This window comes from Mucilaginibacter sp. 22184 (assembly GCF_052045695.1).
Lineage (GTDB): Bacteria > Bacteroidota > Bacteroidia > Sphingobacteriales > Sphingobacteriaceae > Mucilaginibacter.
Window position 1 is genome coordinate 537725 of sequence record NZ_JBQEPI010000001.1, and the last position, 24369, is coordinate 562093.

20 protein-coding genes and 1 pseudogene are annotated in these 24369 nt (G+C 44.2%); 15 read left to right on the forward strand and 6 right to left on the reverse strand.

Features of this window, described 5'->3' with window-relative positions; translation table 11 throughout:
* Positions 1-82: 82 nt before the first annotated feature.
* Positions 83-973 (reverse strand): helix-turn-helix domain-containing protein, encoded by an 891-nt coding sequence (locus ACTJKG_RS02230; protein WP_440738229.1) that lies wholly within the window; start codon positions 971-973, stop codon positions 83-85.
* 324 nt (positions 974-1297) lie between these two features.
* Between ACTJKG_RS02230 and ACTJKG_RS02235 the strand changes: the two genes are divergently transcribed.
* The 12 genes from ACTJKG_RS02235 (at position 1298) to ACTJKG_RS02290 (ending at position 13849) form a co-directional block, all read left to right on the forward strand.
* Complete coding sequence (locus tag ACTJKG_RS02235; RefSeq protein ID WP_440738230.1) at positions 1298-2113, forward strand: SDR family oxidoreductase; 816 nt, start codon at positions 1298-1300, stop codon at positions 2111-2113.
* A 10-nt stretch (positions 2114-2123) separates the two neighbouring features.
* Positions 2124-2558 (forward strand): DUF2147 domain-containing protein, encoded by a 435-nt coding sequence (locus ACTJKG_RS02240; protein WP_440738231.1) that lies wholly within the window; start codon positions 2124-2126, stop codon positions 2556-2558.
* Positions 2559-2678: 120 nt separating this feature from the next.
* Positions 2679-2975, forward strand: coding sequence for a hypothetical protein (locus ACTJKG_RS02245; RefSeq protein ID WP_440738232.1), 297 nt, complete (start codon positions 2679-2681; stop codon positions 2973-2975).
* A 187-nt stretch (positions 2976-3162) separates the two neighbouring features.
* Positions 3163-3516, forward strand: coding sequence for a DoxX family protein (locus tag ACTJKG_RS02250; protein WP_440738233.1), 354 nt, complete (start codon positions 3163-3165; stop codon positions 3514-3516).
* A gap of 12 nt (positions 3517-3528) precedes the next feature.
* On the forward strand, positions 3529-4437 hold the full coding sequence (locus ACTJKG_RS02255) for a helix-turn-helix domain-containing protein (protein WP_440738234.1): 909 nt from the start codon (positions 3529-3531) through the stop codon (positions 4435-4437).
* A 698-nt stretch (positions 4438-5135) separates the two neighbouring features.
* A complete protein-coding gene (locus ACTJKG_RS02260; RefSeq protein ID WP_440738235.1) occupies positions 5136-5576 on the forward strand; it encodes an Hsp20/alpha crystallin family protein in 441 nt (146 codons plus the stop codon).
* Between the two features lie 102 nt (positions 5577-5678).
* Positions 5679-6380, forward strand: a complete 702-nt coding sequence (locus tag ACTJKG_RS02265; RefSeq protein WP_440738236.1) for a DUF6515 family protein — start codon at positions 5679-5681, stop codon at positions 6378-6380.
* 48 nt (positions 6381-6428) lie between these two features.
* Complete coding sequence (locus tag ACTJKG_RS02270) at positions 6429-6722, forward strand: hypothetical protein (RefSeq protein ID WP_440738237.1); 294 nt, start codon at positions 6429-6431, stop codon at positions 6720-6722.
* The gene (locus tag ACTJKG_RS02275; protein WP_440738238.1) at positions 6719-6928 is read left to right on the forward strand and encodes a hypothetical protein; all 210 of its coding nucleotides are present in this window, start codon (positions 6719-6721) and stop codon (positions 6926-6928) included. Before ACTJKG_RS02270 ends, ACTJKG_RS02275 begins: the two co-directional genes overlap by 4 nt.
* Before the next feature lie 525 nt (positions 6929-7453).
* A complete protein-coding gene (locus ACTJKG_RS02280) occupies positions 7454-10924 on the forward strand; it encodes an ABC transporter permease (protein WP_440738239.1) in 3471 nt (1156 codons plus the stop codon).
* A 583-nt stretch (positions 10925-11507) separates the two neighbouring features.
* Positions 11508-12923, forward strand: a complete 1416-nt coding sequence (locus ACTJKG_RS02285) for a DUF4932 domain-containing protein (protein ID WP_440738240.1) — start codon at positions 11508-11510, stop codon at positions 12921-12923.
* Between the two features lie 149 nt (positions 12924-13072).
* Positions 13073-13849, forward strand: a complete 777-nt coding sequence (locus ACTJKG_RS02290; RefSeq protein ID WP_440738241.1) for a polysaccharide deacetylase family protein — start codon at positions 13073-13075, stop codon at positions 13847-13849.
* Positions 13850-14517: 668 nt separating this feature from the next.
* Here the strand turns inward: ACTJKG_RS02290 and ACTJKG_RS02295 are convergent.
* Together ACTJKG_RS02295 and ACTJKG_RS02300 are read right to left on the reverse strand one after the other, a co-directional pair.
* Positions 14518-14774, reverse strand: a pseudogene (locus ACTJKG_RS02295) (NAD(P)-binding domain-containing protein).
* A gap of 91 nt (positions 14775-14865) precedes the next feature.
* Entirely contained in the window at positions 14866-15075 is a 210-nt protein-coding gene (locus ACTJKG_RS02300) for an SDR family oxidoreductase (RefSeq protein ID WP_440738242.1), read from the reverse strand.
* Positions 15076-15085: 10 nt separating this feature from the next.
* Between ACTJKG_RS02300 and ACTJKG_RS02305 the strand changes: the two genes are divergently transcribed.
* The 3 genes from ACTJKG_RS02305 (at position 15086) to ACTJKG_RS02315 (ending at position 16674) form a co-directional block, all read left to right on the forward strand.
* A complete protein-coding gene (locus ACTJKG_RS02305; RefSeq protein WP_440738243.1) occupies positions 15086-15400 on the forward strand; it encodes an HORMA-1 domain-containing protein in 315 nt (104 codons plus the stop codon).
* Positions 15394-16173: an AAA family ATPase gene (locus tag ACTJKG_RS02310; RefSeq protein WP_440738244.1), complete on the forward strand. Its 780-nt coding sequence runs from the start codon at positions 15394-15396 to the stop codon at positions 16171-16173. The genes ACTJKG_RS02305 and ACTJKG_RS02310 overlap by 7 nt, the downstream gene beginning before the upstream one ends.
* Positions 16174-16290: 117 nt before the next feature.
* Complete coding sequence (locus tag ACTJKG_RS02315; RefSeq protein WP_440738245.1) at positions 16291-16674, forward strand: SAVED domain-containing protein; 384 nt, start codon at positions 16291-16293, stop codon at positions 16672-16674.
* Positions 16675-16699: 25 nt separating this feature from the next.
* Here the strand turns inward: ACTJKG_RS02315 and ACTJKG_RS02320 are convergent, their stop codons facing one another.
* Genes ACTJKG_RS02320 through ACTJKG_RS02330 form a run of 3 tightly spaced genes read right to left on the reverse strand, consistent with a single transcriptional unit; the run spans position 16700 to position 24085 of the window.
* On the reverse strand, positions 16700-17095 hold the full coding sequence (locus tag ACTJKG_RS02320) for a DUF5071 domain-containing protein (protein WP_440738246.1): 396 nt from the start codon (positions 17093-17095) through the stop codon (positions 16700-16702).
* Between the two features lie 3 nt (positions 17096-17098).
* Positions 17099-20641 carry a DUF6443 domain-containing protein gene (locus ACTJKG_RS02325; protein WP_440738247.1) on the reverse strand — a complete coding sequence of 1181 codons (3543 nt, stop codon included), beginning with the start codon at positions 20639-20641 and terminating at the stop codon, positions 17099-17101.
* A gap of 30 nt (positions 20642-20671) precedes the next feature.
* Complete coding sequence (locus ACTJKG_RS02330; protein WP_440738248.1) at positions 20672-24085, reverse strand: hypothetical protein; 3414 nt, start codon at positions 24083-24085, stop codon at positions 20672-20674.
* Positions 24086-24369 lie beyond the last annotated feature (284 nt).

Here is a 24369-nt window from a genome sequence, read left to right on the forward strand (position 1 = left end):
TAATTATTTACGGTACAAAATTAGGCGCTAAGAAACCGGTCCGTTAACCATGGGCAAACCAATACCGACCCTGATCAAACAGCTATCGCAATGAGGATGGGGAATGTCCGGAATAAGCCCGGAATGCCCTTGCGAAATGTGTCGGCTCTTCAAAGCCAAGGCTGCTGCTAATCTGGCTGATAGTCCAGTTGGAATGCACTAATAAGGCACGCGCTTCCAGCATCAGCCTTTCATTAATGAGTTGCGTAGTAGTCTTTCCTGTAGCTTCTTTGAGCGCCCTGTTGAGGGAATTGGTATGTACAGCCAGTTTTTCTGCAAATTGCTGCGGTGTACGTAAGCCGACCTGCTGGTTGGGGTACGCCAGCGGAAACTGACCGGCGAGTAAAGATCTAAAGGAGTTAGCCAGCCGTGCCGATGCAGTAGAACTTTTATTCTCCGGCTCCGGGTGTAATTTTAATGCCCCGTGGATGCATTCCAGCACGTAGAGAAATAAAAGGTCATACTTATGCATGTAGGACGAGGCCTGCTCCTGGAGCATTTTTTGGAACAAGCCCGTAAAGAGCGATTCGTCAGACCTGTCCAGTCGGAAGACGGATTGAGCATTTCCATTGAACACCGCCCAGTCGGCTGGCCGCAGGTGCGTGTGCAAGGGCAAAAAATCTTCCGTGAACATACAAGCATAGCCGCTACAAATACCCTCATGTACCTCCCATCGGTAGGGTACTTCGCGATTGGTAAATACCAGCGCCCACTCTTCTCCATTAAGCCGGTATTCTGTTCCCAGGTAAAAGTAGGAGGTGTTGCCCGTAACTAGGGATATTTTATAAAAATCTTTACGGCTGTAAGAAGCAGTTGCGGTCAAGCTATCCGCTGAAAATTCTTCAAGTCTTACAGCCGCGAAATAGCCTGCGGAAGGATCTTTGGCTTCTAATAAATCCGGAGCGAAAACATGGATAGGTTGAGTATTTATCATACTCAAAATTAAGTAAACCGCATTATATGGGATGACCTTGCCATGATATATTTACAACTTTGAATCCATAACGAACGGTTCTTCTGCCACGATGGGCTCCCTATACCTTCACCGTCGAAAATGATCAGGTTGGCGGTTTCGCACATTATAAACATTACGAGGCATTGTTGCTTTGTGCAAGCAGGTCGATGATGCAGTTTTTTGTGCATATTTTCAGAGATGGCGTACACAATAATCCGGATAGCGCTATCGCAAACCAGATGAATCGTTTTTCGGCCTTTCTACTACAACACTGCGACTTTTGGATACATATGCCTGCATTTGGTGGCTGATCTTTGCTGTATAAATTATTATATCATGGATTTGAAAAACAGCACCATCCTCATTACAGGCGGCACCAGCGGCATAGGCTTAGAATTGGTAAAGCAGCTTGGGGATAAAGGCGCAAGAATCATTGTCACAGGGCGCAAAATAGAGGCGCTAAACGAGACGAAAAAACGTTTTCCGAAGGTCCACACCTTTCAAAGCGATGTGAGTGACCCGGACGAGATCAGGGACCTTTACCACAATGTTACTCGGCAGTTCCCTGAACTAAACATCCTGATCAATAATGCCGGTGAAATGCGGCTGCTCGATATGCAGGACACGTCGCACAGCCTGGACGACCTCACCCGCGAGATCAACATCAACCTCGCAGGCACCATCCAGATGGCGCATCAGTTCTTGCCACACCTGATGAAGAAGCCTTCCGCAGCCATTGTAAACGTTTCTTCCGCAATAGCTTTTATGGCTTATTCTACCGCTCCTGTTTACAGCGCTTCAAAAGCCGGAGCCCACGCTTTTACCATGGCCCTGCGCCTGCAATTAAAAGGTACCACCGTCAAAGTGCTGGAGCTGATACCCCCTGGTGTAAATACCAACCTGCAAAACGACTGGGTGCTACAACCGAACCCTAGCCAGATGATGGATGTGGACAAGCTGGTCGCAGTGGCTGTTAAAGGCCTCGAAAACGACACTCCGGAGATCAAGCCGGCAATGGTTAAAGTACTGAAATTCCTAAGCCGTGTCATACCTAATGCATTAATGAACTTCGGCCATAAGGAGTTTGAAAAGTTTAAACAATTAAATAATAACAAATAAACAGTAAGGTATGAAAAAAGCAATTTTAGCAATAGCCCTGCAGCTGGTATCTCTGGCATCTTTTTCCCAGAAAATAGCGCCCGACAATATTGTTGGCATATGGCAATGTGAGGACTATAAGATAGAGGTCTTCAAATCGGAGGGTAGCTACTCCGCAAAACTATTATGGTCAAAAGATATGTTCGAGACTGACGGTAAGACCCCTAAAAAAGACAGTAAGAATCCTAACGAGAAACTAAGGGGCAGGTCCATACAGGGTATTGTTCATATCTCGGCACTTGTATTTGAGGGCGGTGAGTATGTTGACGGAAAATTGTACAGCGTGCAGGATGGGAATACTTACAGCCTGAAAGCCAAACTAAAAAGTGTCAATGACCTTGAAACCAGGGGTTATAAGGGGATTCCCATGATCGGCAAAACCTTCAAGTGGAAACGTGTCAGGTAAAGTACAGCCACCGGCCCTGACGCGAAACTTACTTTTTGTGGCCGTTATCGTATTGTACACTTCCTGTAATGCGCCAAGGACGCTGTACATAAGCAATAGATTGAAGGTGAGGTTACCCTGTTGATCGATAGCAGTGTCGGTAAAAATGTAGCCCCAGGTTCGGTTGCTTTTGCCGATTCGCTTAACGGCAGGAGGTTGAAGCCCGGGCACCTGATCATCAATTTTGGTCCCGGCAGATGGAAACAGCAGGATAAGGATCACCTCCGGGAAGTATTGAGGAGATCCACAGTAGTCTTTGATGGGCTTCCAGGCAGCTTTGCCTTACCGCAGGATATCCCTATAACACATTACGGGGCATTTGTCAACGAATTGATTTTTAAAATAAAAGAACCTAAAAACAATAAAAATGAAAAATAGTAACGAAGATCTGTCAAGGTTTTGGCTAGCGGTATCCAATGCCGCCCCGCCAATAGGATTCTTCCTCTACTTCAGACACAGGTCGCAATACCCCAACAAGGCGAAAAGGGCACTTGTAAGTGCGCTGATCGGCATACCGATCGCGATCCTGGCAGGTTATATCATGAACACCTATATCCTCGGCTAAATGGTAAAGAACATCATTTCATTACTGTTGCTGATAGCATCTGTAATGTTAAACTTTAAGCACGGCTGGGATACGTTTAATTATAAAAGTAATCCTGAATCAGTAAAAGCAATGGCAGGCCTGGGCATTTCCGAATCGGCCGTCCCTTTCCTGGGTTCGCTGGCGATCATTACCGGTGTATTGCTGTTGTTGCCCAAAACGTTCTTTTATGGCAATGTACTCAATGCGATGTTAATCACCCTGGTCATGGCATTGGCCATACGGTCAGACAATTATAAAATGGTCTTGTTAGAAATACCTTTCCTGCTTCTGCCATTGATCATGATCTGGCTGAAGTATCCGTTTAAAAATTAACTAACTTGCAGTATGGGAAACACAAGCCCCTTTAGGATCCGCTCCATCTCGGAGATACATCGTTTGATGGGGCTCCCCAAGCCGCATCATCCGCTGGTCAGTATCATCGACCTGAAAGGCCTGAGAAACGATACCGAGATCGAAGCCGTTATATTTGACCTCTATGTCATTTCCATGAAAAGAGGCTGCGACGGCTTGCATTACGGTCAGCAAAAATATGATTTTGACGAAGGTTTAATGGCCTTCTTAGCGCCCGGCCAAATTCTGCGTGGCGAAGAAAATGGCGTGCCGCCGGCCCTGGAAGGCTGGATGCTGTTTATACACCCTGACTTTTTGTGGCATACATCGCTCGCCAGGAAAATAAAGAAATATGAATATTTCGGTTATGCGACCCATGAAGCCCTGTTTCTCTCGGACCGGGAGGAGCAGCTGATCAATGACATCGTTAAGAATATTAAGGATGAGTACCATTCCAATATTGACAAATTCAGCCAGGACATTATCGTTTCCAACCTGGAGACGATGCTGAACTATGCTGAACGCTTCTACGAACGTCAGTTCATCACCAGGAAAATAACTAACCATTCGATACTTGACCGGCTAGAGGGGGAACTGGCGGATTATTTTGATAACGATAACCTGCTTTCCAAAGGTTTGCCAACCGTGCAGCATATGGCTGACAAACTGAATATTTCATCGAAATATTTAAGCAGTTTGCTTAAGCAACTCACCGGGCAGACTGCACAGCAGATGATCCATGAAAAACTGATCGATAAGGCAAAAGAAAAATTATCGACAACTAAACTGTCTGTTAGCGAGATCGCGTATCAACTGGGTTTTGAACATTCGCAATCGTTCAACAAACTTTTTAAGCTCAAAACCAATCAAAGCCCCTTACAGTTTCGGCAATCCTTCAACTGATCGCTCTCCAGGAACAGATTGCCCATAGCGGTTCGGCAAACAGCCGATCGATTTGGTTCGTCTTTATCCAGTCTCCGTCTAGTTAAATCGGCTCTAATTCGCTCTGTATTGCTATGTTCTTCTGTTAAAACCATCGCCAGGCAGTAGAGAGAGCGTAACCGAATGGTCCTCCAATAATAGGTGGATTTGCCCGACTCCTTTTGAAATCGGTTTTTCATTAAGTAGCTGATAGCTATAATCTTTTGAGCCGTATGTGATTCGTAATAATTGTCTCATAACGATTTAAAAATTAACTATCTCTTTTTGCAATACAAGTTTTTTTTAGCTGAGAGCAACTTTCGAAGTATGCTAATCCTTAGACGCTGGTATATGGCTCCTGATCTTGGAATACCGACTGTCATGTCTGCCCGGATAGAATCCGTTCGGATATTTCAGCCGGGAAAAACCGCCTGTCCCATGCCACGACTTGGAGTTACCAGGCGGCAACATCTATTCAAACCTGGGCTAAAAGAAAACGTCTGGCGATGAAAATTTGGCACTGAAGCTGAAATTTTTACAGCTGCTCGCTGCAAAAATTTCAGCTTTAAATCCATTTCTGGACTTGGCACACCACTTGTATTAGTGCTATTGAACAATCGTTCTTTAAGTTTAATGAATAAATGGTTTGATCCTTTAAAAACAATTAAAAGAAAAAAATTATGACATTGGTTAAATTTAATCCCGAAAAAAGAAACAACTCACTATTACCAGGTTTTAGTGATGTTTTCGACTCTATTTTTAATGACACCTTTTTTAATGACCGTATGGTAACCCGCGTGCCTGCTGTCAACATCAGCGAAACCGAAAACAACTATCATGTGGAACTGGCTGCACCAGGTCTGAAAAAGGAAGATTTTAAACTGAACCTGGAGCGCAATGTGCTGAATATATCTGTTGAGCAAACTGCCAATCAGGAAGATAGTCAAAAGAATTACAGCAAACGCGAATATAGCTACAGTTCGTTCGTGCGTTCCTTTACGCTGCCGGACAGCGCGGATGACAACCAGATCAACGCAAGTTATACCGACGGTATCCTTCGCATCGATATTGCCAAACGCGAGGAAGCAAAAAGCCTGCGCAGGCAGATCGAGATAAAATAATCGATTCCATCATATATCCAAGAGGGCTGCCATCATGGCGGCCTTTTTCAGGATGTACCAATGACTTGGTTTGATTAAAGTAGGACTTTAAATTCGAAGACCATGAAAACGATGAGTAAAGTATTAACAAATTTATGCATCGCAGGTTCGCTGTTTTTAGGTTTAACCGCTCCTGCTGGTGCCCAAACGGCCGGCCGGATGGCCGCTATTCGCAAGACAGCCTTTGATAGAGGGGCGAACGCGCTTAAAGTAAACTCCTCCGGATTCTATCACCCTTATGTTTATCCGGATATCGGTGTAGTCATGAATAGACTGCCGCTGGGTTATTATACCTTTAATTGGAATAACGTGCCCTATTATTATGCGGACGGCCTGTTTTATCAATCATATGCGAGTGGGAGCTATAAAGTCACCGTGCCCCCGCTCGGCGCGGAAATCCCTTCACTGCCCCTCGGTGCCGATATCATTACCATTGACGGTAATCCTTATTTCCAGTATAAGGGAATCTATTACGAGTCCGTTATCCGGCCGGAGGGACGATTCACGTACAAAGTAGTAGGAAAAGATGGTATCCTTAGGGGCGACGCTGAAGCCGATCCGGCTTTACCGCTGGTTGGAGATATTAACGACCGGGTGCCCGACGGCTCCCACCAGGTTACGTTAAACAATAAAACCTATTGGGTAACGCCGGATCAAATCTATCTGGAAGAAGTTAAAAAAGACAGGACGATCAGTTATCGCGTTGTTTGGGTACCCGAAAAGAAAAAGAAGGAACTAAACCGGTCCGTGCAAAGCGAAAGTTAAGGATTATAAGGGCTCCTGTTTGCAGGGGCTCTTTCTTTTACAAAAGCTATGAAAACACAATTCTATATCTTGTTAAGCATAAAAACGCCGCAGGGTTTTGTCGATTATGGGCAGTACTTCTTAGGTGATGACCGCCGCGCCGCAAATGGATTGTTCGGGCAGTTAAAAGGCAGCCTATACATAAAAGATTCGTGCCTTTTACATATCGACCTGATGGAAATGGTTGGTGAACTGCCTGTGAAGATTAAAACGATCTGCTGCACGCTCGACGAACTGGCTTACAACGCTAGATTGATCGCGAAAGCGGTCTTTCGGTTAAAGAACCTGGAGGAAATAGAATGATGGACAAGTTATTTTTATTTCGGACGCTTATTCTCTCTTTAATGATCTGCCTGGTGATCTTTGATGGGCTGGGGATAATGATCCATTTGGCAAATGCCTTCCCTGAACAGCATAAAAAGCTATTGCTGACCGGGGCTTTGCTGTGGGGCATCTCTCTATTTATTAACCAGGGGAGTAATGACGACGATTGGGCCGGAGAGTACTAAGCCGATCAAAATTTGCAAGTCGGGTACATCGTGTAAGTAAGAGTAAATAGTTGACTTGTACTGGTCGTATAGAATTAGGTGCTTAAAATAATATCGTTAGACCTTTGCTTATGAAATAAGGCTGGATATTCCAGAGCCGTGATCAACGGGTTTCGCAACAGAGCTCGGGGTGTTCCGTTTTTTGACCTTGCTATCTTTCTGAATTAGATATTTGAAATTTGGAATATCCACTCTCTTTTCTTCGCTGTTCATGTGGCTTATTTCTATGAAGTCACTTCAGAAAGTAAAGGTGCTACTGAAAAGCAAAAAAATCAAATCAATAAAATTAATGTGAGTAAAACACAAGGTACATTTCCTTTACACACAAGAAGACTTAACGCAATTGCTGATCCCGATAATTTTTCAACATCCAAAACCGCACATGGCCATGTGCGGTTTTGCACCAGTCATTTCAGTTATTGTTTTATATTTATCTACTAATCAACTGTTTGAAATTAAGGAACAAAAATTGATGCGAACTGGCAAATGAAGGCATATACCTTTCATATGGATTTCTATAACCTGGCTTTGCTGGGAACCATATACGTTGGGTTCGCTTTCAGCCTGATGTTATTACTTGTGCAAAAGGGGAACAAGGCTGCGAACAGGATCCTTGGCCTTATCCTCCTGATTACCGTTGTTGAGATGTTGCGGGCATTAAACACTGATATTGGTCCGGAACTGCCACAGTTTTCGCTGGCCATAGGGCCGCTCATCTATTTTTATGTAGGAAGCATAGCAAAGCCCAAATACAAATTCCGCTCCCGCGACCTGCTGCATTTCTGCCCCGCTCTGATGGAAGCCATCGCAGCTATTTATAATCCATCAGGTATCCCCTCGCTGAATACCGTACTTCAATTCCTGGTATTTATTTCGGTTTGTGCCTATTTATATGCCGCTCAAAAGCTGATCAAAGACTTTTCCCTGGCCTTGAAATTTAAGGGCGGTGACCGTTACCGACTGAAATTGCGCTGGCTGCAGAATTTAGTGAAAGGTTTCGCCTTTCTATGGCTATTGTGGATCCCTTTTTATATCATCGCTTGCTTATACCCCAATAGTCAGTCGACGCATTTATTCCAGCCTTTGTATCTTCTTTTGTCAGCATCAGCGATAGGAATGGCCGGTATGGTGATCTTAAAGCCGGAGATCAGCGCGCCGGCAGATGAACCCTATTTTTTGAAATTACCATCGCCGGATGTATTTAAGCATAGAGCCGGCTGGCTTAAACAAATGATGAGGAAGGGTGCTTATTATCAGGACCCGGACCTGAGTTTGACCACACTGGCTGGAAAGCTTGGGCTGACTACCCACGAATTGTCTGCGATCATCAATACCATACTTAAACAAAGCTTCAATGACTTTGTCAATGAGTATCGCGTAGCCGATGTAGTTCGTAAGCTACAGGATCCGGCATTTGATCAGCTCACCCTGGAGGGTATAGCTTATGATTCCGGTTTTAACTCACCCAGCACCTTTCACCGCGCATTTAAACGGGTTACCGGAGAAACGCCTGCTGCCTATAAAAAACAACTGTCATCTTATAATTTGACATATGGTTTCCGGCCCGCACTGGTAATTTCGTACCAGGTAACCCGGAATCATATGTTTAAAAATCATTTGAAAATTGCCTGGCGGAACACGACCAGGAACAAAGCATCCTCATTGATCAATATCAGCGGCCTGGCCGTGGGTATGGCTGTGGCTATGCTCATCGGATTATGGATCTGGGACGAGGTATCATTCAACAAATTCAATACGAGTTATGACCGCATCGTGCAGGTGCTGGCCAATAAGCATGTCGGCGGCAGCATTGCAACGCAGGCCTCGCAGCCTTTTCCGCTTTCGGCAGAATTGCGGGGGCAATACGGCAGCGACTTTAAAGCGGTTTCCGCCGCAGTGATCTACGAGCAGAATATCAATTATCATAACCATGCCTTTTCCCGGACCGGCTGTTTTGCCGAGCCTGCCATGACCGATATCATGACGCTGCATATGGTGAAGGGATCAAAAACAGCTTTCAGGTTACCGGGCACCATACTGATCAATGAATCATTCGCGCGGGCCCTGTTCGGAGATGCCGATCCCATCAGCAAAATTATCAAGATCAGCGATGCCTATCTGGTTCAGGTTGGCGGGGTGTATCAGGACCTGCCCCAAAACACGCAGTTGGGCAATGTTGAATTTATAGCGCCTATCCGTCTCCTGTTTAAAAATCCCGGAGATATGAATAACTGGAATAACAGTTCTTTCCAGGTTTTTGCCTTGCTGAATGAGGGAAGCCGGCAGCCGCAGGTAGCCCATAAAATACGGAATATTCTGGATGAACGCAGGAATGATGCGACCAAACCCGCCCTGGTTTTATTCCCGATGTGGCAGTGGCACCTCTATGAGTTTAAGGACGGCGTTGCTGTCGCAGGTCGCCTGCAGTTCGTGTCGCTTTTTGGCATTATCGGCTTATTCGTGCTGCTGCTGGCCTGCATTAATTTCATGAACCTGAGCACGGCCAGGAGCGAAAAACGCGCAAAAGAGGTGGGGATACGTAAAGCCATCGGCTCCCTGCGCGGCCAGCTGATAATGCAGTTCCTCAGCGAATCGTTTTTGATCGTCGCCATGTCTTTTTTGATCGCTGTTCTGCTGGCCTGGTTTAGCCTGCCATTTTTTAACGACATTTCGGGCAAGCGGCTGCACCTGATTTGGACTAACCCGCTGGTTTGGCTGGCCTGCTTTTGTTTTTGCCTTTTTACGGGGCTTATTGCAGGCAGTTACCCAGCTCTTTACCTTTCATCCTTTAACGCTGTTAAAGTATTGAAGGGAACCTTCAAGGCAGGGCCATCGGCGGCTATGCCCCGCAAAGTATTGGTGGTCCTTCAATTTGCGGTTTCTGTTACCATTATCATCGGGACCATCGTTGTTTTCAAACAAATTGAATTCGCCAGGGACAGGCCGGTAGGTTACAACCGGGACAACCTTGTATCGATCCCTTATACCGGGATCAGGGAATATAGCCCTTTCCGTCAGGAACTGTTGAACACAGGCGCAGTATCCGGCGTATCCGCGTCTGGCAATCCGACGACCGCCACATGGTCGTCGGCAGACAACCTGAGCTGGAGAGGAAAAGACCCCAACCGGCAGGAGGTTTTCGGCACCGTGCTGGTCGATCCCGATTTTGGCAACGTAGTAGGCTGGAAGATGAAGGAAGGCCGGAATTTCTCCAGACAGTTCCTGAGTGATTCGTCAGGCTTTTTGTTTAATGAGGCAGCCATCAGGCAGATGGGACTGAAAGAACCGGTTGGCGAAACCATCAAATGGCATGGCAAAGACTGGAAGGTACTGGGTGTGGTGAAAGACATGGTCATGAATTCCCCTTTCGAACCGGTAACCCCGGTGGTATTTTTGATGGATGACCGGGAGCGATCATTCAATGTGATCATTTTGAAACTGAGGGCCGGTATGCCTGCATCCGTAGCACTCGCCAGGATCGAAGCTGTCTTTAAAAAATTCGCGCAGGAGGCGCCTTTCAATTACAAATTCGCGGATCGTGAATATGCGCAAAAATTCTTAGCCGAAGAACGTACCGGAAAGCTGGCTTCCGTGTTTGCGGTGCTCGCTATCTTTATCTCCTGTCTTGGATTATTCGGAGTGGCATCATTTGTAGCTGAACAACGTATCAAAGAGATCGGTATCCGCAAGGTGTTGGGCGCATCGGTGATGAGCATCTGGGGGTCTTTATCCAAAGAATTTGTCATCCTGGTGTGTATCGCGTTGCTCTTTGCCGTGCCGTTCTCCTGGTATTTCATGCATCAGTGGCTGCAGCATTATACTTATCGTACCGGACTGTCCTGGTGGGTTTTTGCATTGACCGGAGCAGGCGCTTTGCTGATTACTTTAGTCACTGTTAGTTACCACAGCGTCAAAGCAGCACTGACCAACCCGGTGAAAAGCCTTCGGTCGGAATGACGTTGCTACAAAGAACCTGGTCCGGGGAGTTGGTTGAATATAATGTGATGCGTTCCGGGACGAGATACGGAACGCATTTTTAATATGCTATCTCCATATTTGATTATCCGGCTTGTCCCGTAAGCTTTACTGCCAGGCAAATGTTAGAGATTAGCATCGCAAATTGCTTTATACGCAAAGATCAGCGATAGCCTGGACAGGATGAATCGGGATAATATTCAAGGATGAAAGCTCCGGGCCAAGCAGCTTTAAATTATATTTTGAAGCATTAGTTCCTTTTGATCAACTAGAGCTTGAAAGAGGCGATCTTATTTTTGTTCCGGGCCTCGATTCATCATTATTATTGGATGACGACTTTTTAAAATAAAAGCCGTCCCTTTCAAAATTGGTTGACAGCGCAATATGAACGCGGTATTATTGTATGTCCCGTATGTACGGGTGGAGATTATGATGAATGAGACCACACCATTTCGGCGCAAGCATTATTAATAGCTGAGTTTGGGGAATTTATGGAATAATGTCACATTCGCACTTAATGCGCGTCTTATCGTTTAGCAAGAAATCCTTATTTCAAATAAGCTCAATGAAAACACATATTTTTCTCTTTACGCTTTTTTGCTTTTTATATGCCACCTTCACCAAAGCCCATCCTTTGTTAACTTCACCAAAAGTTGATCAACGAGTAGAGCTGCTTAGTATTGTATTTCGCTTAGCCGGCAATGATGAGTACATAAATGACAATGACACAGGCTATGTAAAAGCCATTCATGCCCATTTTGATCGTTTTACAAATCATCCCTTGATCGCCTACGCGCGCACCCTTAGAGATAGCGATAAAATTGGTTATGATGCACCTATGTCTATGGCAGTGGACTTGCAACAAGCGCCCTCATTAAGTCCGATAATACCCTTTGGAAAACAGCTTCCTGATAAACGGTGGACAGAAGCAACTGCGAACAAATTTGTTATCTTACTCAAGCAATTCTATAAGGATGCTGATTGTGATGGTTTTTTTCGTGACCAATTAGTTCGGTATTCTATAGCTGAAAAACGGTTTGAAATTACGTTCCGACAATTTGATACCGCTTGGTATCCTACCTTTTATGGACAGGCGGCAGGCGAAAGCTTTAATGTAATTATCGGGTTGAGCAATGGCTATGCTAACTACGGGCCTCATCTCAATACTTCGGGCCAAAGAAAGGTTTACGCAATAATGGGGGCCTTTACATTCGACATAAAAGGCGACCCTATTTTTGAACCGGACAATTATCTGCCTACTTTGATTCATGAGTTTAATCATTCCTTTGTTAACGAACTCAATACTCAATTTGAAAAACCACTGTCTTTGTCAGGGGAAACTATTTTTAATAAGCAAAGTCTGAAGATGGGCAGATTAGCATATGGAAATTGGAAGACCATGTTCGACGAAGCACTGGTCAGGGCTGCTGTTATTATTTACCAGGAACAACATGGGGCTGACACGATAAAAATACGACACTGTATACAAACTGAACAGGCTTTAGGATTTGTATGGATGGCCGACTTAGTTAAGCTACTTGAAAACTATGAAGAACAGCGAAAAACCAATCCGAACTTAAAAAGCTTTATGCCCAAAATTGTTGGTTTTTATTCCAATGTAGCCAAAGATATTGATGGTTATAACGAACGCTATTTAGCTAAATGCGCCAAGGTTATTTCGGTTTCACCATTGTCCAATGGTGATCAAAACGTAAATGCTGCCACTTCAGAAATTACTTTCACCTTTGACAAACCATTGGATGGGATACGCTATTTCTTCGGACCCGGTATAAAAGGATTAGAACATTACCCCAAGCCCTTGAAAATTAGTTTTTCCGATGACCATAAAAGCGTTATTCTGAAAGTCAATCTTAAACCTAATACAGAATACCAATTAAATATGGCAGGAAGCAGAATGCGCACCAATGATGGATATAGCGTAATGGATTTTTCTTTAACTTTTAAAACAGACGACAAATAATCATTAACATTTATTTGCAAAAGTCTTAGAATACGGGCCAGCTCCTGAAAGCAGACACAACGGCCCGCTTGTATACCCTCCGTAAGTGCCTCCTTTTTTAAGCATGTATCAAATCTAAATTCTATATTAGCATCAAACAAACAGCCTTTATGAAAAGATCTATTTTCTTTTTATTAATCATAATATCAATTATTGCCAATGCACAGCAAACTAAGCACAAAAAAGCCATTATTGTGCTTACCTATGATGATGGTTTAACTTCGCAGTTAAACGTAGCTATTCCCCAGCTCGATTCGGCGAACCTTACCGCTACATTCTTTTTAACTGGCAACATGACCGAAACTTCATTAGCCCGCTGGCGCCAGGCAGGTAAAAAAGGTTACGAACTGGCTAACCATACCCTGTACCATCCGTGCCTGCTAAACGTAAAAGCTAATCCTGCCGACAACTCGGCCAATTATACACCATATATTATGGTGCGCGAAATAAAGGAAATGAACACGCTGCTTTTCGCTCTCGACGGCAAAACGGGTAGCCGCACCTATGCCTACCCATGTACAGAACTTGAAGTTGGCGGCCGGAACTATGTTGACACGCTCCGCAAAACAGGACTTGCCAAATACGCCCGCATAGGCGGAGGCCCCGATGCGGTGATTACTGATTTTAAGAACCTCGACCCGCTAAAAGTACCCTCGTGGGGCGTACCAGGCAATCAAGTAACTGGTGATGCCCTGATAGATTTTGTGAAGAAAGTACAGCAAAGTGGTGGCCTTGGTGTTTTTATGTTTCATGGCGTAGGCGGCGATTACCTGATTACCCCGGCTGATGCACACCGGCAACTACTTAAGTATTTAAGCCAACACCGAAATGAAATTGAAGTAACAACTTTTATAAAGGCTATGGACGAGGTGATGGCAGCTAAATAATTACGCTACGAGGTTGATAATATCGGCCATGACGGCTTCGTACTTAATGATACGCTCACGCCCGTAACCTTCATAAGCTAATATGGCTCGTAGCGGAGAATCTTGTAACCTTGAAAATAGCAGAAGAACCGCAGGTTGTACTCATCAAAAGTAAAATGATCGCGGAAAGCCCCACACATACTTATGTTAAAGTTTCCCGGCCCGGAGAAACCGTCAGGAATAAACGTCCCAGAAAAGTTTTCCAGGTAACTGATTCCGGCCGAGGCTTTCTGAGTCCAAAATAATTAAACACACTGTGTCGTTGCACCGCTTAAACAACCGGAGCTGTTAGCAGGGAAACTGTCAAGGGCCCCGATCCTATCATCGGGGGTTCATATACCCTTGACCGTTTTCCTGCGTGGCTAATTTTGTGGACGCGGTGCTGTGACGATCTTATTTTAACGAGCTATCGGGAAAGGCAGGTGTGCCGAGGTAACGAAAAGCACGCCTGTATCGCGGAGGCGAGGCTAGCGGTGGAATGCAGCCAGGAGCGAAGCGCGTGGTGAAATACGCTGCCTGCCGCTGCCGTATGGACAATGCGCCAGGTAAATAATTTTGAACAACTTCACTTGATGCCAATCCGTCGTCTTCAATTCCGTCACCTTGTTCAAAACGATTGGAGGTGTCGATCACGATCTTTCCGTTCCAGTCCCTGAGTTTGTAAGATTTTTGATATTTGGCCAGGGTACTGCTATCAAAACAATGTCCGCGGCAGCAGCTTCGGCCACGGTTACAGCTTTTGCTCCGGTTCCAAGTTGGAGACAACACTGTTAAGTGTTTCAGGTCCCTTGCTATTGCTGATCAAAACCTGATAACCATTTGCCAAAAATTGAGTGGCTGCGACTTTGCCGATATGCCCTGCGCCAAGGATGCCTATTACTTTCATAATTTAATTCTTAATATATTTACTATAGGGTTTGGTAAATCCCCGTTAACCAATGATATGGTTAACTGACTTTAATTTTTAGCTTTACGAATTAGAAACCATACATACCACCCGAAACTGAAATTTGCTCTCCTGTGATCCACGCTGCGTCATCGGAAGCCAGAAATACTGCCGCTTTCGCAATATCTGCGGGTTGTCCCCTACGTCCAAGGGGTGTTTTTTCAACAAACATCTTTTCGTACTCACTGCCTGCGGTAACGCCCGCGCTGGCTGCACCTTCCGTATCCGTAGCGCCTGGCAAAATAGAATTGATGCGAACGTTCGAATTGCAGTTTCGCAAACCTGATGGCTCTCAAATAGGAGGCATTCATTACGAGCTTAAAGCTGACGGCAGTATTTACACCGATGAACCATCTGGTGGTTTGGACTTTTGGGGGCTTCCGTCAAACACGATAGTTAAATTGTTGATTGACCTTGACCGAACTTCACCTCATATTGCCGAAGTTGACGCACAGATTACAGCCTGGGGATGGGGAACTGGCAATGCCCTTCAAGGTAATATGGAATATCACAAATCTTTTAGCAAAGAGGGCTTCGGCCTTCAACAATCTTTATACAAATGGTAAATACAGCACTTACATCAGTAGAATATAAACACCCTGATCAACAAGCAGAAAGGGAGTACGGCTTATTAGTTGGAATTGATGAGCAAAAGAGCGAGTTACTTAAAACCTTATCATTAATATTAAATCCCCAGCGTGTGACAGCTTGGCAAAAGAAACATTACAAAAATGGCCTTGGCATATTATCCCACATCGAAAATGGATCGCCACTGATCATGCTATCAGGCGAAGTTGGCTGTGGCAAGACGGCATTAGCGCAAACCATAGGTACACCACTTGCTTTAGCGCTGGGACATCCGGTAAAGGTCTTTGAAACACCATCAAATATTCGTGGTGGCGGCATGGTAGGGGAACTTTCAAACCGGGTGACTGAAGCCTTTGAATCAGCCAAAGCGAAGTTAAAAGATGGAGAAACAGGCATTCTAATTATTGATGAGGCCGATGACCTGGCGACAAGTAGGTCGCAAAACCAGGCGCATCATGAGGATCGCGCAGGTCTGAACGTTTTAATTAAGCAAATTGACGGCATAAAAAAAAGCAAGAAAAACCTTGCCGTAATTATGATAACAAACCGGGTAAATGTTTTAGATCCAGCAGTCAGGAGGAGAACGGCGCTTCAACTTAACTTTGAACGCCCTACGGGTAAAAAGCTGGAAGCTGTTTTAGATATGCTTTTTAAAGGGGTGATACACACGAAACAGGATTTGAAAAAGCTGTTAGATTTTATCGGCACAAAAACGGTCCCCTACAGTTTCTCCGATTTAATACAACTGTAAGCAGGCCGTTTATTACGCCATAGATCATGACAAACCATTCGATGTAGAATTATATTATAAAGTCCTCAGCAATACTGAACCAACACCATTAATAATAGAATCTAAAATTGAAGCATTATGAGTAATACGCCAAAAGGCTTAATCATTATAAAGCACAATTTTTTTCAGCCAATAACCAATGAAGAGTGTATCGCTGCCTTGCCTGAAGATTGGAAAAGCCTTGACCGGCAATTCATTTCGGTTGCTCCAGCTGTGTTAAGACTTGAAAATCTATACGACACCGATCAGGTCCAAATCGCTATGAACCAGCGAAAACTCTTTTTTGATAGCATTGAACCGAAACTAAGATCAAACGCCGGACATAAAGTATTGTATTTTGGACTTGCACCTATACCATTGGCGATTGACTTAGGATACCAGTTTCATAATTTTCGTGATATTGAAGTATTTCAATTGCATCATGTAGAAAAAATATGGTATCAAACGAACAACTTGCGGTAGGAGCCGGTAGCGAAAGATATAAGTCCTAGTCACATAACAATTTATTTGCTAGTACGCTTTTTGCTGCATCATCAACTGTATCCTCGATCTCAATATTTGTGGGACGTTCAGCGATTCTCTTAAGTTCACTTATTAATGCGGGAGTCAGTTTATGTTTTGATCGCGCAATCAAGATATTAATAAGAAAGTACTTCCACGTACTGTCGTCTGTCTTTAGAACAAATAACAACTCTTTCGTCATTTCATTAACATGAGGGATTAAATATTCGGCGATGCCCGGAGCAACCTCCCAATGTGTGTCCTGAAGCCATTCCAATAATTTCGGAATATCCTTTTTGATTGTTTCAAATGGCAAATGTTTAAGCCGTTCAACAGCTGTAATATCACGAGTGTCTTTGGGAATATAATTTTCGTTTCTCATAACTTATTCTATACCTCTTACTGATGCTTGTACTTTTTTCGTATTCACATGGCTGTTTCCCCCATGTTGTAGGCCTGCCTTTGTAGCAGCCCACTCAGCCAATTCCTTAGCAGTGGCAGGCCTTATACTGGCATGCGTACCGCGATAGACTACTTGTAGGCCAAGTCTTCGCAATGAATTGACACTAATCTTGGAGGTGATCGGCACGCCTAGTTTGGCTTTTGCTTCAGCCGATGTTGTAAAAGTCGATAATCCATCTAGGTCTGAAGGTCTTGGTGTCATAGTTCCAGCTGATGGTGGACCTCCTCTATATACGTAGGTGTCATTATCATCGTCTTCATCGAACCTCACATTCCCGTAGCCATTTCTTACAAGTTCATTTGCAAGACCCTCATTTGCGTCTGCGTTTCTAAAGTTATACTTCGCTGCATTATCGAAAGCATTTTGGAGATCTTTGGCCGGGTCATCATGCGAAGAAAATAGTTCAACTACAACATAAGCCAAAAATGCAGATATGCTAGTAAATTTACCTCCTTTTTTGATTAATTCACCCTTTTCGTTTACAAATGTATTACTTTTTTCTACTTGAGCTGGCCTAACTTCACAGCAAGGATCTGTGGTTTTAGTGTTATACTCTTGCTGCAAGCTTCTGAACTTTTCGTGAGCATCCGTACCTGTGTATAAATCGCCACCATTCACGCCGCCACCATAAACAACATCCATACCGTCAGGATCTATATTTCGAATCGGATCATTTTCAGCGTAGTTATAAGGTGTCCATCTCCTCGACTTCTCCGCCAGCGGATCCACACTCGTCCATCTAGCAATTACCGGATCATAAAAACGCGCGCCATAATCGTATAGTTGAATGTTCTCTTGTAACTCCTTCGTATTGTAAAGATATTCGTTTTTTGCCGCGTTTACAGTTCTGCTGATCTCCATTCCAAATGGCAGATAATCATCCGTCTGCACCTGCCTCACTACTCCCGTTCCCATATCAAAACTCACCCGGCTGTTACCTAAATTATCAGTTAATGAGTATTCATAATTATAGGATGTAGTTCCGTTCGGTAAAGCTCTTCCTTCTTCCGTTTGTATAAAACTAAGGGTTGAGGACGCCGCTGTCCCATCATATTGTATGCCTGCTATATAATCTGTTTTGGCCGTACCTGCTAGTCTACTAAGTTTTTCTCCTGTTGCATCATAGGCGTAAGTTGAAAGGGGTACACTACCTAGTCCTATATCCTGTGGCAAGTTCAACAGATTATAACCGACAGAAATACCCTTACTATTGTCAATGGTCATGTTCCCGTTACCATCATAGGAATAAGTAAAAGTCCCGGATTTATAGCCTTTGGTTCCGGCATCAATTGATTTGTCTGTTATACTTTGTACCTGATTAGTGGCATTCGCACCTACCAGGTAATTATAAGTCAAACTATCGATGAGTGTATTGTTATATACCCTAGATAAATTGCTGATATTGCCTAACAGATCGTATTTGATGCTGCGTTCGGAAAACCCATCTGTGGAGATGCCGAAATTTAGCCGATTTAGTTGATCGTACCGATAAGTATAGGCCTTCACACTGCTGCCTGCTGTTAGCCAAGTCTGGTTGGCGATATTACCATTATATTGCGGTGTCGTTCCACCGTTATAACTCAGTTGCAAAACAAATTGGTCACAAGAACTTGCAGAAAGCCATCCCCTCTCATTATATCCATAAGTAATTGTTTGTTTAAAACTGACGTTGTCGGTGCTATGAAGGTTCTTTTTCCATACTTGCCCGATTTCATTATAATCAATTTTTGAAAGCGTTACTTTGGTATCTGCCGCCAGGGCATTATTCGTTAACTGCTCAGTAGTTTGTGTTTTTCGCCCAAGGTGGTCGTAAAAATATTGATTCGCGATAGTAACACGGGGCGTCGCAGTTCCTGTGAAGTGTCTGCGGTTAGCATTGATTAACTGGTCATTGAAATTATAGGAGCTGAGCACAACATCAAAGTTCCCAGTATTAGCGGTTCCGCCAAGGTAATGCTGTTTGTAGTTCCGGACGGTGCGTCCAAAATCATCATAATAGCTGACGTTCCATAGCATATCCGGCGTAGGATTATTGATCGTATTTAATACTACCGTTTTACTAGCCGTTGGTAAACTACGGGTCATTGAACTTGCTAAAGTGATCGCGTTATATACACTTGGAAGGTTGACAATATTATAATCATCGTAATAATTGACCGTTAGTATTTTCCCTTGTGGGTTAAGGACACCATAGCCCGTGGCTGTGGTGTTATCCCGGCTTACCCATAAAGCCGTTTGCTGGCTCGCCCAGTTTTCCAGCCATTGTTTTAAAGCATGGCTTGGCGCGGAAATGTTAGCATCACCCGTACTCCCGGTTGCACCTGCTGAAGACCAAATACCGGTCATGGCTACTCTTCCCTGTACATCATATTGCGTATAGGTCCAGATTTGGGGATTTTGTGCCCGCTGGTTGGCGTCCTGGTTGAAAATGACCTGATCTAAGGAGTTGTAAACATTAAATTCCCAGCCCTTGCCTGGCAGCTTCTTTTCTGTTAAACGATTTCTTTGATCATAGCGATATTGGTAGCAAAGATTATCCAATACCGGTTGATTTGCAGCGCTGCTTAGGCCATTATCAGGGTTGGCACCCGGCGGCAATACAAAGGCCAGGTTACCTATATCATCGTAGACATAATAAGTTGATAGGAACTGCAATGAAGGAGACGATCCCGGTACAAAATTAAAAGTTCGTTTAAGTACAACGCGACCTTCGAGGTCTTTATATTCCTCTATAGAACCACCTCTGGTACCTTTATTGTTTTCATCCCTCATAACCGTAACGTACAGCTGGCCGGCAGCATAATTCCCGGTCCTACTAAGGGTCCTTGTTTGGTCATTGTTAATATTAACTGTATACAATACAACAAGCCTGCTATTACTGGTGTCCGTCAATACTGTGGCATTGTTGCTGATATAAGTCGTCTTAACGGTATGGCCCGTTGTATTGTTTGGAACTGGTTGCCAGGATACACCCGGGGCTCCTTGCTCCGTTACCCGGTTCAATGGTGAAGGTTCGAAGTTTGTTACAGAAAATGGGCTGCTCGTCGAAACAACACCTAATGGCGGCCCGGCATAAAATTGGGCTTGGCCGCCACCAACCGTTAAGGCATCAGCCTTATAACTACCATCTGAAGCAGTAGCCGAATAGGGTAAATATTTTGTCACTTCCCGTCCATATGCATCATAGGTATAGGGCGCCACTACATCTTTTCCTGAGGGCGAGCCTTTTACCTGGATAGATTGAATAGGTCTTCCTAAGCCGTCCAGATATTGTATAACAGATTCAACGGAGTCTTTATTACCTGTGAGTGCATCCAACTTTACGTTGGTGGGGATTGCTCTTCTGGGTGTTCTCGTCCGCACATAATTCTGTGTTGTGGATTGTGCATTAGTCTGATAAGCCCATAGCAGAATTGCTAACAGGACCAGATACGGCTGAGTTTTGTTTTTATATGGTGATTGCATCTTGCTCTGAATAAGGTCTAAATAGAATAGTTATGGGCGATAGTTATAATCATAGCTTTTCAAAATATTCCTGTCCTTATCTTTGGTATTCAATAGACGGAGGAAGGAATCATACTCAAAATAGGTGGTTTCCCCTTTAGAATCGGTACTGCTTGTGGCTCCTATTATCGGATCAAACGTCAGGGTGGTCAACTGAGCATCTGCCGGATAAATGCGAACATCGTCGTAGGCGTCGCCGCCAGACATGGTAAATGTGGGTCCGGTATAAGCCTGTTCCGTTTGAAGTTTCCATACACCACCACTACGGTACCAATAGGTGATCACATAATTACGGCTATTGGGTTTCGACCAACTGACAGTCGCGTTGGTCGTGTACTTAATACCGGTATGGCCTGTTCCCGTTGTTACACCACTTGCTGTGCTTTCTTCATACCCTTCGGAATAGAATTCATTGGGTGCTGCGTTGCTTATCCTTGCGATCGGATAATTACCATTATATCCCCACTTATAGGAAATGTTTAGTCCGTTCTGAATGTGTTGTTGAGTCAGGTTTCCGAAACCGTCATAACTGACCGAGTTAAGCCGAGGCTCGTATGTACTGGACTTGATATATGCACCCGTAGTACCGCTGATGGGTAAAACACCTGTTGCCGCATTGGAGAATTTGAAAGAGGCTAGCGGAATGGCTGCGATAATTTTAGCACCATAAACAGAGTCTAGCAGTCCTTTGCCATCTGTTTTATAAGTCCGAAGAACCCCGGATAAAATATTGGTATTACTGCCATCGGCGTTCTGCTGGTATTTTACGGTTTCAATGGGTACGTCGAGCACATGATTATTGATGAGATTAGTGATAAACGTGTTGGTGCTGGTATAATCCTGCGGATACGTGATCAGTGTGGTTATAAGCTGTCCGGTGCTTTTTGTGATCTGATTCCTGGTCAAGTTGAAATGAACAGGGTTATCATAGCGGTCTACTTCCAGATGAGAAGCAATCAGATTTTGTGCAGCATCGTACTCCGTTGTTCTGGTGGTATCCTTATACACCCAATGGGAGTCCAGGTTGTATTGTGATACGTCAAACCGGTCAAAATCCCGCTCTTCTAGCGGAGTGTGCTGACGATCGTACTCACTGGAAATGACATAACCGTAGTGGCTTTCAGAACCCCTGCTGTCCAACTTATAATGATTATAGATCTTCCTGGTATAATTAAAATTTGTACCATTCTTTTTAAAATAATTGGTATTGATTTCTCGGCCGTTATCCCAGCCCGCGTTGGAAAGAGGGGCTCCTTTGGTATCATTACCCATAGTAGTATGGGCGGGTACATCCGCGTGAACAGAGTAAATATGCTCAACGCCGCCATTTTCAAAATTATTCCCCAAACCCTCGATTACACTATTATATACTACGTTCTCATCGCTGTACACAAAAAGGTTATACATGCTACTAGAACTACCCTGGGTATACGTACAAAAAGTTTCGCATTGAGTGATAGTCCGATAGCCTTTGTAGTAAAGAACATTATCCCCGTCAATAATATTATTTGCGGAGCTGTTATTTAAATTATTCAAGTCTCCATAATAGAATCTCTTTACTTGTGTATTGTTCTGCACCGGATCGAAAGTGATGACCTTCGCCACCCGCATACCTCCAAATTGCCCTAACACACTCTGATAGGTGGGATTCCCATCCGAATAAGACAAATCCGCGCTACCACCTATAACAGAACCATAGGCCGTCACTTTCAGGATGTAGGAATGACCCGCACTCAGGTTAACTGCCCCCGTTTTATTTTCAAAAGGGAGGGCCTTTAAATAGAGTACTCTTGCTCCCGTTGCCGCATCGTCTACTTCCGCTTCCGCGAATTGGTGTACGGTATCGTAAGTTCCGGGGCCAGCAAGACCGTCGCAATATAACGTTAGTGTCGAAGGTGCAACTTTCAAAATGGTGCTTGAAGTTACAGAGGTGGTTACCCCTGTTCTTGTTCCGGTACCGGTTGCATTGGTGGATATGTCCTTAACAGTAGGTGGAATAGTCACCTGTATCATTCCCTTATGTGGCTCATAGACTAAGCTATCACTGCCCCCGGTAGGATAAATTATTTTGGTTAATAAACCTTTTCTGGCATATAGAGAATCGGGGGTTCGGTTGCCCATGCTTGCAGGGAAATAAGATTTGATATAAGGGTCGTCCGCTACAGGAATAAAAATGGTATTGTTCTTCCCATTGAAATATCCGTAATGGTCCTGGGCAAATGATAAGCGAGGGGGTAATCCATTGATATCTTCGTAACTGAATTTATACTTTTGAGCGACGACTCCGTTAAGGTCCTTCTCATTTATGCTCTGTAAAAAAGGTCTGGATTTTTCGTTGCTCCCAATATAGCTATTGGAAATATAGTTTAACCCGCTATTCGAATATACATAACCTAATGTAAACTGTTTAAGAAGGGATGTTTTAGTGTTACTATAGATGTTGATATTGCCTACCAGAATATCGCCCTGTACATCTCCCCGTGCAATATTATCAATGGTAATTTTCCCCTGATCAAAATCAACTTCGCTTAACGCGACACCCTGAACACTCAACGAGGTGGAGCAGATTTTGTCGTCGTTAATAACGACGCACGTACCGCCCGTTGAACCACACCCACTGGTGCAGCCCGGAGGCTGGCAACTCCAGATTCCCGCTCCTGTGGGTGCTGTGCGAGTCATCGATTCGTTAACGGAAGCGCTGTAGAACTCGTTTGTCGCGGTATATTTAAAAACAATAGAATCCCCTTTAACGGATTTTATTTTATTGAGGTACCAGGCCGTCGGAATGGGTGATCCGTAACTCTTCCCGCAACTTGGTCCTCCTCCAGAATATGTTTTACTACTCTCCGTCGCCTGACTTCCTCCAAAAAAATACTGATCACCATTACCTGTTGTTATTTTAAAGTTCCAGGACAGCCCCGTAAAATTTGGCTCGATCTTCAAATTAGATTTATCAAGCAATACAGGTATTTTCTGAGCATCCAGAATGAATTTTCCCGCTTCCCCGTTAAAATTAAACGTGAACATATCTGGTTGTGTATCCTGACCGCTATAATCGTTGTTTACTGCTGTGTTCAAATAATTAAAAAGCGCTGGGGTAAGGCTATCAAATCCGTTCGGCGGGGCAACAAAAGTGCCAAACTCATCCGGTACGTCATATGCTGTTCGGTTGATCACGCCACCAAAATTCAACACCCAATTGGTACCAGCATGGGAAGCAACCTCATCTACTTTAACACCATTGGAAGAGTAGCTTAAGCTAATCGGCACCTCCAGATCTCTTGTCTTGATCGTATATAAAGAAATCTGTTGTTTCGCGGCTCCGGAAAATAAGCCTGGGGTAAGTCCCCCAAATTTTCCCAGCTGTGCCGCGTTTGGAGCAGGCGGCAATACTTCTGTTGCCATAAAGGGATTCTTTGGATCATTTTGCGCGAAGGACTCGACTGAAAAAAAAGCGATTAGAAAATATAAGGCCAGGTGAAATTTAGAACTAAAGGAATTCATTGTATGTTGGATTGCGGTAATTGCTAACAAAGGAATTATTAATCGAAAACGGGGAAATCATCGTATGAAAACCTGGAGGATGACTCATGATCGGATCGATCATTGCATCATGTTTCCTCAATGGAGAAAAGGCTAGGAGTCGCTTCATGATAAGGTAATAGTTAATTATTTATACCTGATAAACC

Excerpts from the sequence above, each read along its gene's own strand:
- ACTJKG_RS02320 (WP_440738246.1), bottom strand. The coding sequence starts at position 17,095 with ATGAGAAACGAAAATTATATTCCCAAAGACACTCGTGATATTACAGCT.
- ACTJKG_RS02280 (WP_440738239.1), top strand. The coding sequence starts at position 7,454 with ATGAAGGCATATACCTTTCATATGGATTTCTATAACCTGGCTTTGCTG.
- ACTJKG_RS02250 (WP_440738233.1), top strand. The coding sequence starts at position 3,163 with ATGGTAAAGAACATCATTTCATTACTGTTGCTGATAGCATCTGTAATG.
- ACTJKG_RS02310 (WP_440738244.1), top strand. The coding sequence starts at position 15,394 with ATGGTAAATACAGCACTTACATCAGTAGAATATAAACACCCTGATCAA.
- ACTJKG_RS02275 (WP_440738238.1), top strand. The coding sequence starts at position 6,719 with ATGATGGACAAGTTATTTTTATTTCGGACGCTTATTCTCTCTTTAATG.
- ACTJKG_RS02325 (WP_440738247.1), bottom strand. The coding sequence starts at position 20,641 with ATGCAATCACCATATAAAAACAAAACTCAGCCGTATCTGGTCCTGTTA.
- ACTJKG_RS02305 (WP_440738243.1), top strand. The coding sequence starts at position 15,086 with ATGCGAACGTTCGAATTGCAGTTTCGCAAACCTGATGGCTCTCAAATA.
- ACTJKG_RS02270 (WP_440738237.1), top strand. The coding sequence starts at position 6,429 with ATGAAAACACAATTCTATATCTTGTTAAGCATAAAAACGCCGCAGGGT.
- ACTJKG_RS02290 (WP_440738241.1), top strand. The coding sequence starts at position 13,073 with ATGAAAAGATCTATTTTCTTTTTATTAATCATAATATCAATTATTGCC.
- ACTJKG_RS02330 (WP_440738248.1), bottom strand. The coding sequence starts at position 24,085 with ATGGCAACAGAAGTATTGCCGCCTGCTCCAAACGCGGCACAGCTGGGA.
- ACTJKG_RS02240 (WP_440738231.1), top strand. The coding sequence starts at position 2,124 with ATGAAAAAAGCAATTTTAGCAATAGCCCTGCAGCTGGTATCTCTGGCA.
- ACTJKG_RS02265 (WP_440738236.1), top strand. The coding sequence starts at position 5,679 with ATGAAAACGATGAGTAAAGTATTAACAAATTTATGCATCGCAGGTTCG.
- ACTJKG_RS02230 (WP_440738229.1), bottom strand. The coding sequence starts at position 973 with ATGATAAATACTCAACCTATCCATGTTTTCGCTCCGGATTTATTAGAA.
- ACTJKG_RS02285 (WP_440738240.1), top strand. The coding sequence starts at position 11,508 with ATGAAAACACATATTTTTCTCTTTACGCTTTTTTGCTTTTTATATGCC.
- ACTJKG_RS02255 (WP_440738234.1), top strand. The coding sequence starts at position 3,529 with ATGGGAAACACAAGCCCCTTTAGGATCCGCTCCATCTCGGAGATACAT.
- ACTJKG_RS02315 (WP_440738245.1), top strand. The coding sequence starts at position 16,291 with ATGAGTAATACGCCAAAAGGCTTAATCATTATAAAGCACAATTTTTTT.
- ACTJKG_RS02260 (WP_440738235.1), top strand. The coding sequence starts at position 5,136 with ATGACATTGGTTAAATTTAATCCCGAAAAAAGAAACAACTCACTATTA.